Genomic DNA, 9,149 nt, shown 5'->3' on the forward strand with positions numbered 1-9,149 from the left:
CCATTCTATAATTGTTCTTAACTTTTCTTCTCTGACTTTCATTTTGTTTGGTTCGGTTTTACTATGTCGTACAACGGGAAAAGGCTTGGCGCAGTGCGGGCTTAATTGAACGGAAAGTTCAATTAAGTCCAACCGGAGCCAATGCTTTTTCCGTGGAACTAACTTAAGAAAAATTTGTGGAACGGAAAAGCAGTGGCGGCTAAATTTTTCAAGTAGTTGAACTTGCTCGAATCCCCGCATTGCGCCAAACCTATGTTACCTGCAGTTTCTTTTAGAATGCATATCCAAATGAAAAACCTAAAGCCGGATAAAATTTACTATTTTTATAATCCAAGTCATAACCATTTCCAAGTCCGGCATAATATCTGAAAATGAAATGATTTCCTAATGGCAACTGCTGTCCAAATTGCAATTCATTTAGCCAACTTTTTCCAACTTGTGGGCTATAATAGTCAGTTCCACTAAAATGAAATTTAGTTTGATAAGCAATAAAAGTTCCAGCATTATTTTTTAAAGAATGTCCTTTTTCTTCGCGTCTTTCCCTATTTAAATAACATCTTAGTTGACCTCTTGCAAAAATACTGTTGCTATTTTTACTCCATTCATATGAAATGCCATTATGCCACAAATCTGTAATTCCGCCCCAACCAAGATTGACATCAGCCAAAAACTTGTCACTCAAGGGAATTTCAGTTCCAACTGATATTCCTTGGATTCCAAGTTCGATTTTGTAATTGTTTTCTAATTTAGTTTGTGCGTCTGTAATTTGTGATAATAAAATCACTCCTAAAGTTAAAAAGATTCTCTTCATTAAATTATAATTATTTAGTTTTTAATTTTTTACGGTATTTGTTTTGAAATTGCAGGTAACGGAAAACGGCTTTGCGATGTGCGGGATTGATGCAACTAAAAGTTGTATCAGTACTTCGCTGAGCAAAGACTTTTTCCACGAAGTAAATTAAACAAAAAAAGTGAAGTGGAAAAGTATTTGCGGATAAATTTCACAAAAAGTTCAACTTTCTCTAAACCCCGCATATTGCAAAACCGATGTTAGCAGAAGTATTTTTTATATTGTATTTCTCTTTATTTTACCTCTTTCGTATTTAGCAATCATTTTGGCTTTGTAATCACTATAATCTCTTTGATGTAAATTTATTTTATTTTGTTCAATTCTTTTGAAATTATTGTCAAAGTCTCTCTCAAAGGTTGGTGGAGAAATTGCTAAATCGTGAATTAGTTGTGCTAATGCAATTATTAATTTTTTCTTTAATTGTAAAGTTACAATATTTTCCAACCTTAAATCTCTTGTTAAGTTTTGAGAAATATTTTTTAAGTCATTAGTAAAAGCATATTTCCATTGACCGTGAGCAATTCTATTTCTTAATTCTATAGATGCAAGTAAATCAGTGCTGATCAAGTGTTTCAGTTCAATATATCTTGTTCTTGGAGTGAAACTTAATTGTGAAGTTATGTTTGAATTTCTATTTATTCCATAAGCCTTGCAAATAGATATTTCTAAAGCAGTTATCCATTTGTCACTTAAAGTACTTGCAGTAATTATTGACTCTCTCTCATTTTCATTAAATCCGTTACGTTCATAAGCAAGTTTTAGAATTCTTACCTCTGTCCAACAAGTAACTAAATACGAAAGTAGTTTTGTGTATTTATATTCATTTTTTGATTGTTGCATAGAGATATACCTTCTCAAATCAAGTTCGATTAACTTAATTCCACCTTCTATTTCTGAAATATTTTCACAATGTTGTTTATAAAACATAATTTAATTTTTAACGACGCAACTGCCAAAGAAAATTGTAAAAAATTCGCTTTGGCAGTTGGGAATCGAACCCAACTAGATAATACTTGCGTATTGTGTTTCCATTACACCATCACCCAAAAGTTTTTCTAGCGTCGTTTTATAATATTTCTGCTAACGGAAAAAGTATTGGCGAAGTGCGGGCTTAATTTGAACAAATGTTCAAGTTCAGACCAAACGAAGCCGATGCTTTTTCAGATTGTCTAAATTAAGGAAAAAAACAATATGAAAAGCAGCGGCGGCTAAATATTTCTGCTTTTTCTATTTTACATTTAACCCCGCATTTTGCCAATACAATGTTAGCTGTAGTATTTTTTAAATCTTTTCAAAGTATTTTTGCAAATTTCTATTCGATGTTCCGTAGCTGACAATTTTAATGTTTAAAGGAACATTTTTGAACTTTTCAATTGCTTTTTGCATTGATTCTAATATCCAATACTCTTCATTACCAAAAGCACCGCCACCAACTAAGGTTAAATAAACCAAATTTGAATTATTTTTTTCCATATTTATCATTCCGGAATAAAGAGTTGCTTCGTACAATGCTTCAAGAATTACTCTAGAAAAGTATTCCCAATAAAATGATTCGATTTGACTGTATGCAACTGGTAATGCAGAACAATAAATTTGGGATATCAAATGCTTTGTATCTGAAATAGTAACTTCAGTGTTCCACTGTATTCCAACTTTAAGTTTCCCTTTTAGATTTTCACGTTCATTGTCGCTAAGATTTGCTATTTTTTTATTAATTGATAAAAGCCCTTCCTGACTTAGTAAAGCGTAACCATTTTTCATTTTCCATAGGTTCAATCTTTCATTTTCTAGTTCTCTTCCTATTAAGTCTAAACAATCTATTTGATTATCATCTGATTGTCCAATTTTTCCATTTACTTCTACAAAATAATTTCTATAAATTGTTCCTGCTCCACATGAGATTGCACAAATAGGACCTTGAGTTCTATCATATTCATATCTGTCGATGCCCATTTCTGGGGTAATGTTAGGGTTTATCATTTCAAGTAAATTAAATTGAGAAGCCACTTGAAATAAAGCGGTTGCATTTTCAGGACGACAATGCAAATCTTTTACGTCACCGACAATTTCATTTACTTTAATTTTATCCTTGTAATTATTAATTTGAGAGTTTTGATTTCTCAATTGTTCCAACGTTGAAACTTCTAATTTACCAAAAGTGAATTTTCTAGAATTCTCTGAAGAGATAAAATAATCGTTCTCAATTATTAATTTATTTCTTACATCTTCTGGAAAATCCTCTTGAAATCCTGTTAATTCTTTGAACCACATTTTGTTAAATATTACAGCTAACTCTCAAATATACGCATATATTTCAATTTTACAAATATATTTTTTTGTTAGTTAATAGGTCTTTGCGATAATATACAAAATGCGCATTTCGTTATAACAATATGTGTTTTGCGCAAGTTTTTTGATTGCGCATTTCAGGTTGCTTGAAAAAAAATTTTAATCTCAAGCAACCTTTTCCATTTTTTTGCGTCTAATAGGTAAGAGTCTATGAAAGATAATTTTCAACATATTTTTAATCTTGTCCAAAAAGGTGATAGACAAGCACAAAAAATGGTATTCGATATGTTTTCGGATCGCTTACTTTTTGTGGCTTCTAGTTACGTTGGCAATTTGCACGATGCCGAAGATGTGTTGATGGAAGCGTTTTTCAAGGCTTTTACAAAAATAGAAACGTGCCAAAATTCCAGTGCTTTTTCGGCGTGGTTACGAAAGATTGTCGTTAATGAGTCTATTTCTTTTATCAGAAAAAAACAGAATATTCTCTATGTAGATTCTGATTTTATTGAAAATAAAGCTGAAAATTTTACGCATGAAGTTTTAGAAAATGAAGACGAAATTGATTTGAAAGCGTTAATGGATGCAATGCCAACTGGCTACAAAATTATTTTTAACCTCATCGTTTTTGAAGAGAAAAAACATAAGGAAGTGGCAGAAATCCTTAACATAAGTGAAGGGACAAGCAAAAGTCAATACAGTAAAGCTAAAAAGTTTTTGGCAGATTTTATTTTAAAACAAAAAATTGAAAAGCAAAATGTTGAAAAATCTTAAATCTCAATACCATCAAGAAGAGCGCTTCGTGTCTCCAAATCTTTGGGATAGATTGGAACAAAAACTTGACGATGAAAAAGTAGAAGCGCCTAACAAAACTAAACTAAATTTTAGACTATTATGGTGGTCGGTTGCGGCTGTTATCATTTTAGTTTTATCAATCTTTATTGTTGATTCAAATAACGATTTTGAGAATATCAGTCCTAAAATTGTTAATCAGAACAAAGTTGAAACTCAGCAAAAAGAAAAAGATTCAAGACTTAAAAATCCTGAAAAAGTCGAAAATAAATTAGTCGAGGATCAACTAAATATACAAGTCGAAAATTTAGTTCAAATTCAAAATAAACCAATAAAATCGGAAGAAAAACCAATTGTTTCTTATGATGATAATTCAATTAAACCAATTGTAATTCCAGAAGAAAAAGTACTTGCCGAAGCAGCGAAAACTCAACCAACCAAACCTGAAAAGTATGTCACTTCCAAAGATTTACTTTTCGGTGTAGAGTTGGAAAAAACAAGATCTGATCAACAAAATAATCAAAAATCAAAAATGGGAATGAACAATCTCAAACATAAAAAATCCAATGAGGATTTTGACGATCGTCTTTCGCCAAAATCTATAAAAATTCTCGGTTTTACCATATTTGACAAAGATTCTGTTACTAAAAAATAAACTACCTATATGAAATCAAAAATCCTAATTTTAGCTTTGCTTTCAGGCTTTGCTACAGCACAAACTACGCTCGAAAATCAAATCAAAACTTATTCTAGTTCTCTCGAAAGTATAATTGCTTCTGAAAAAACAAAAATGCGTGACGAAATTGCGGTGGTCGAATCGGCATATGACGAAGGCAAAATCACTAAAGAAGAACTAATTGATCAAAAAAAATCGATATCGGAGAAATATGAAACGATTATCAACGACAAAATCGAAGCTCAACGTAGCAAAATGGACAGCATTACAAAATCTACCGTTGTAGCGTCTGTGTTCGGAATCAACGCAAAAAACAACTCGAACAATAATGTATACACCAACAGTAGCGGAATTGTAAGTGTTGACATCAATGCAACAAAAAATAAAAACAACCCAAAAAAATACATTAATACAACCTCGACAAGTATTAACTATGCCTTCCTAAATTTAACCAAAGACAAAGGAAGTTTTAATCCTTTCGAGGACGATTCGCAAATGCGCTTTGGGAATTCTCACAGTTTCGAGATTCAGTTTCGTCGCGATATGCAATTGGGAAATGAGGCTAGTCCGTGGTTTTTCCGTTACGGTATTGCTTATCGTACTGATACTTACATGCCAAAACGTCCGCAAGTTTTTGTCCAGAATAACCAAGAACTGTATTTAGAAAATTTTGAAAATGGAAGTTTAAAACGTTCCAAACTGCGTAATGTATATTTGACTTTACCCGTTGAATTTCAGGTAGTATTAAATCCGAAATATAAAGAATATGAAGGGAAAACTTATATTGATGCTCGCAAGAAGATGTTTAAAATTGGACTTGGTGCTTATGCCGGAATCAATACAAGAAGTATCGTTAAGGTAAAATATTACAATCCAGAAGGCAAGTTCGATAAGTACCAATACACTTTGGATGATGGCGTTAATAGTTTTTTATTTGGAGGAAAATTGACACTTGGCTATGGAAGTTTTAACTTATTTATTAAAAAAGATTTTACCCCGATTTTTAACGACAAATCGATTTTACCAAGTAAAAACGGCATCCAAATCGGTATCGAATTAGTAAATTTAGATTTTTAAAATGATTCTGAATTCTGTTATTAAATTTTTCATATTTATTCTCGGATTTATTCTGTCTGTGGTGATGATTTCAGCACAGACAGAGATTTCTGGACAAGTTTTTAACGTTGATAAAAAAGCTTTGGCTTACGTCAATATCAGTGTTAAAACTTCGGAATCGGCGACTGTAACTGATAAAAATGGTTTATTTAAATTAATTTTTGAAAAAGATCCAAAAACCAATGATTCTATTGTTTTTTCTACAGCTGGATTTGTCGATAAGCAAATTAGCTTTCAAGATTTAAAGGAGAATCCGAATGTTATTTTGGACCAAAAACAAACGGATCTTAATGAAATTGTTGTAAAATCTATTAAATTAAATGATAAATTAATTGGCGAGAAAAAGCGTCCAATGTTGACGTTTACGAAGTTTTTTAATCAAAATACGCCAACGGCTGAGCAGGGAAGTGTTTTCCAAGTTTATAGCACAACCAAGATCAAAGCCTACAATTTCTACATTATGCCAAGTTCACGTTTTGAAGAATTGACTTTAAAACTAAATATTTACAGTCTCAAAAATGGTTTGCCGCATCAAAATTTGTTAACGGAAAATATTATTTATCAAACTAAAACAACGGGTTGGCAATGCATTGATTTCTCCAATTATCGTCTTCTTTTTAAAAATGAAAAAGAAATTGCGATAACGCTTCAATTGGTTGACTATAAGAAGTTAGCGAATGAAGATTTCGTCTTTGGGGTTTCCGCCAAAAAAAAATTGGGACAGAATCTTTGGTACCGTTATCAAAGTCAAGGAAATTGGGAACGTGCGACTGGACAATATATCGCGAACATCGAAGTCGCTTATAACAAAACACCTCAAGAAAAAGAGATTGCAACTTCTACTGAAACACTAGACAATCTCGATGATGAAAAAGCGAAAGAAAAACTCGCGATCATGAAATATAAAAATGAAGCTCAAAATTCTAATTTTGGACGCAACAAATCGGGAGAATTTTTAGTCGTCAAAGATGCCAAAATCTATTACGAAACTTATGGTGAAGGACCAGTTTTGGTTTTACTTCATGGGAATGGTGGCAGTATTACGGATTTTTATAAGCAAATTCCTTTTTTTGAAAAACATTTTAAAGTTATTGCGATTGATACGCGCGGACAGGGTAGAAGCACGAATCTTTCGAAGCAAGATTACTCATACGAAGGCTTTGCTGATGACTTGTTTGAGGTGGTGAAACAACTTAATCTTTCGAAAATCAAAATTATTGGTTGGAGTGATGGCGGGAATACTGGTTTAATCTTTGCTAAAAATCACCCAGAATTGATTGATAAGTTAGTGACAATTGGCGCCAATCTTTATCCCGAAGGCGTTGACGAATCATTGTTAAATGAAATTAAAAATGATTTTGAAAACGAAGATAATACCGATGATAAAAGACTTCTGAAGCTAATGTTAACACAACCAAAATTAAAACCTGAAGATCTTAATCTCATAAAAATACCGACCTTGGTCGTGGCTGGAGAAACTGATATTATTAAAAAAGAACATACCGACCTTATTCAAAAATCCTTACCAACATCAGAACTTTTGATAGTTAAAAAGGCAGGACATTATGTTCCGTTCGAGCAGCCTAAAATTTTAAATAATGAGATTTTGAAATTTTTAACCAAATAGCTTCCATATATAAAACGGATTGCGATTCAATATTAAAAACACATTTTTATAGATGTGTTTTTTTTCGTATTTTGGCGAAGCATTTTACAAAATGAAAAATATACAGTTAATAGGCGTTATCTTAGTTATTGTGGGAAGTTTTCTCCCATTATTACGCATTCCGTTAGTTGGCAACTGGAATTATTGGAAGATTGATCCTTATCTATCGGGTATTATCTGGACTCTGTCAGCTTTAGGATTATATTTTATTCAAAAAGAGAAACTAAAAGCGACAAGAATAGTTGCAGGAAGTCTTATCTTTTTGTTCATTTTTACAATTGTTGCCATTAAGCTAAAGTCACTTTATTTTTTTGCCTTCCTGCCGTTTAAGTCGTGGCAAAGTGCTTTTGCAGGAATCGTAAAATTATCGTGGGGATGGTTTTTCGAATTTGTAGGTGCAGCATTAATGTTTTTCGGAATTAATAAAAATAAAAATTTAAATAATTAATATTAAAAATAATGAAAGAAGTATTTATCGTTTCAGCGGTGCGTACACCAATGGGAAGTTTTATGGGAAGTTTGTCATCAGTACCAGCAACTAAATTGGGAGCAACTGCGGTTAAAGGTGCTTTAGATAAAATCGGGATGGATCCTAACGCGGTTCAGGAAATCTATATGGGTAACGTTTTGCAAGCTGGCGAAGGACAAGCGCCTGCGCGCCAAGTAGCTTTGAGTGCTGGTTTGTCAAATCATACACCTTCTACAACTATTAATAAAGTTTGTGCTTCTGGGATGAAGGCGGTTATGATGGCTGCACAATCTATCAAAGCTGGCGATATGGATGTTATTGTTGCTGGCGGTATGGAAAATATGTCAATGGTTCCGCATTATTACAACGCGAGAGTTGCTACTAAACTTGGCGATGTTAAAATGCTAGATGGGATGGTATTAGACGGTCTTACTGATGTATATAACAAAGTACACATGGGCGTTTGTGCAGAAAAATGTGCAACAGATTACAACATCACGAGAGAAGAGCAAGATGCTTTCGCAATCGAATCTTATAAAAGATCGGCAGCAGCTTGGGAAGCAGGAAAATTCAATGATGAAGTTGTTCCTGTGGAAATTCCGCAAAGAAAAGGAGAACCAATTATTTTTGCTCAAGATGAAGAATATAAGTCTGTAAACTTCGATAGATTACCAACGCTTCCTACAGTTTTCAAAAAAGAAAACGGAACAGTTACAGCAGCTAATGCGTCAACACTAAATGATGGAGCTTCTGCGTTAATCTTGGTTTCAAAAGAGAAAATGGAAGAACTTGGTCTTAAGCCTTTGGCTAAAATCGTTTCTTACGCAGATGCTGCACACGAGCCAGAAAACTTTACAACTGCGCCAGCTAAAGCTTTACCAATCGCTCTTAAGAAAGCAGGTTTAGAAGTTTCAGACATCGACTTTTTCGAGTTTAACGAAGCCTTCTCAGTTGTAGGTTTAGCAAACAACAAAATTTTAGGATTAGATGCTTCTAAAGTTAATGTTAACGGTGGTGCAGTAGCGCTTGGACATCCACTAGGAAGTTCTGGCTCTAGAATTATCGTAACACTTATCAACGTATTAAAACAAAATGGTGCAAAATATGGTGCTGCTGCAATCTGTAACGGAGGCGGTGGAGCATCAGCTATTGTTATCGAAAATATCTAAGTATTATTTATTTTAATAAAGGTAGTATCTCACTAACTGTGTAAGTTAAAAAGTTATTCTGAAAAATTTTGAGCCCTCAAAGCTCAAAAAAATTTTCGGAAACCTAACGAAGTGGTTCGGCGAAG

At 33.0% G+C, this 9,149-nt stretch carries 9 protein-coding genes; 6 read left to right on the top strand and 3 right to left on the bottom strand.

The annotated features are described in order from the left end of the window. Positions 1-271: 271 nt before the first annotated feature. The 3 genes from AC23MB_RS13950 to AC23MB_RS13960 form a co-directional block, all read right to left on the bottom strand. Entirely contained in the window at positions 272-811 is a 540-nt protein-coding gene (locus tag AC23MB_RS13950; RefSeq protein WP_487787598.1) for a hypothetical protein, read from the bottom strand. A gap of 255 nt (positions 812-1,066) precedes the next feature. Beyond that, positions 1,067-1,777 carry a hypothetical protein gene (locus AC23MB_RS13955; protein WP_487787599.1) on the bottom strand — a complete coding sequence of 237 codons (711 nt, stop codon included), beginning with the start codon at positions 1,775-1,777 and terminating at the stop codon, positions 1,067-1,069. Between the two features lie 354 nt (positions 1,778-2,131). Next, positions 2,132-3,121 (bottom strand): hypothetical protein, encoded by a 990-nt coding sequence (locus AC23MB_RS13960; protein WP_487787600.1) that lies wholly within the window; start codon positions 3,119-3,121, stop codon positions 2,132-2,134. Between the two features lie 228 nt (positions 3,122-3,349). On the opposite strand from AC23MB_RS13960, the gene AC23MB_RS13965 reads away from it, so the two are divergent. The 6 genes from AC23MB_RS13965 (at position 3,350) to AC23MB_RS13990 (ending at position 9,024) form a co-directional block, all read left to right on the top strand. Further along, entirely contained in the window at positions 3,350-3,910 is a 561-nt protein-coding gene (locus tag AC23MB_RS13965; RefSeq protein WP_313032197.1) for an RNA polymerase sigma factor, read from the top strand. After that, a complete protein-coding gene (locus tag AC23MB_RS13970) occupies positions 3,894-4,583 on the top strand; it encodes a hypothetical protein (protein ID WP_374329591.1) in 690 nt (229 codons plus the stop codon). The genes AC23MB_RS13965 and AC23MB_RS13970 overlap by 17 nt, the downstream gene beginning before the upstream one ends. A gap of 9 nt (positions 4,584-4,592) precedes the next feature. Beyond that, positions 4,593-5,681 carry a hypothetical protein gene (locus tag AC23MB_RS13975; protein ID WP_374329593.1) on the top strand — a complete coding sequence of 363 codons (1,089 nt, stop codon included), beginning with the start codon at positions 4,593-4,595 and terminating at the stop codon, positions 5,679-5,681. A gap of 1 nt (position 5,682) precedes the next feature. Continuing rightward, positions 5,683-7,347: an alpha/beta fold hydrolase gene (locus AC23MB_RS13980; RefSeq protein WP_313032204.1), complete on the top strand. Its 1,665-nt coding sequence runs from the start codon at positions 5,683-5,685 to the stop codon at positions 7,345-7,347. Positions 7,348-7,438: 91 nt separating this feature from the next. Next, positions 7,439-7,834, top strand: coding sequence for a hypothetical protein (locus tag AC23MB_RS13985; RefSeq protein ID WP_312324656.1), 396 nt, complete (start codon positions 7,439-7,441; stop codon positions 7,832-7,834). An 11-nt stretch (positions 7,835-7,845) separates the two neighbouring features. Next, complete coding sequence (locus tag AC23MB_RS13990; RefSeq protein WP_487787601.1) at positions 7,846-9,024, top strand: acetyl-CoA C-acyltransferase; 1,179 nt, start codon at positions 7,846-7,848, stop codon at positions 9,022-9,024. Positions 9,025-9,149: the final 125 nt, after the last annotated feature.

Source organism: Soonwooa sp. T0.1_25, assembly GCF_057652215.1.